Origin of the sequence: Vibrio sp. 10N.222.46.A1, assembly GCF_041473595.1 — a bacterium.
In the GTDB taxonomy this organism is placed as follows: Bacteria; Pseudomonadota; Gammaproteobacteria; order Enterobacterales; family Vibrionaceae; genus Vibrio; species Vibrio tasmaniensis_A.
Genome location: NZ_JBFRSN010001643.1, coordinates 1 through 998, shown reverse-complemented (window position 1 = coordinate 998; position 998 = coordinate 1). Strand labels below are relative to the sequence as shown.

Sequence of the window (998 nt, the reverse complement as noted above, 5' to 3'; positions counted from 1 at the left end):
TTTATAAGAGTAGTTTCATCCGGCATATCATTTAAATACAATGATTTAAATCCATCCATCGTTGAATAACTATTACTTTCGCATACTAGTGGGTATAGCTTATTTACATCGACATGAAGGCTTGCTAGTGAGGACAAGGCGTCTTTTTGCTTCCAAGCTACTTCATATTTTTCGTCAAAGTTTTCTTCACATAACAATTCTATAGAAAATTTACCTTCCGTTTCAATTACCTTAATTACATCATTAAATGATAATATTTCTCGATTTATAACTAAAAGTGGTACGTCATCTGATTGTAACTTGTACCTTAAGAATAGGTTTTGTAAATATGTCGACTCCCCTAAATTCTTGCTTAAGCTAAATGCTTTATCTCGAATGCAAGTCAAAGATTCCATATAATTTGAGAATGATATATCTGATGCTCTATCTCTTGCAGCATTAGTGGTACTTGCTTCAAACACACCAAAAAATTCGTGATTGTTTGTGCGGTTTACATATATGCCTTTTTCATAAACAGGAAGCCTACTTGACTGGTTAGAGTGATACGGTGCAATAAAGCAACGCCCAACAACCTCACCATCTTTTACAATTTGAGTTAAAGTGTCCTTGAAATACTTTCCATGAGTAATCTCAGGAAATGCTATTTTCTCAAAAAAATCAAAAAATTCATCTGACGTGCATGTTTTCCACTTAGGCAAACTGACAGACTCTTTGAAGCTAGATCCACATTGAAACTCTACTTCGATTGGTAAAGGTCCACATAAATTCTTAAGTTTTCTTACTATAAACTTCGAGTCACCTTTCAGATAGTCCAGAGCTTTCTCATTCAAGATGAGTTCTATTTTAGTATTCCACCTTGTCGAACGTTCATCTTTAAAAGCTGAACGCAAAATAGGTCTAGAATGCATTCCATCAGAAAAATCTAGAGTCCGAGCTGAGCTGACTCCATCATCAAACTTCCTAGAGCTAACCCTGATATCATTAGACCACATGAATAT

General features: G+C 34.8%; 1 protein-coding gene. It reads right to left on the bottom strand.

What is annotated here, in order from left to right:
* Positions 1 to 830, bottom strand: an 830-nt coding sequence (locus tag AB4496_RS28620) for a hypothetical protein (RefSeq protein ID WP_372133476.1), incomplete at its 3' end; no start/stop codon positions are given.
* Positions 831 to 998: the final 168 nt, after the last annotated feature.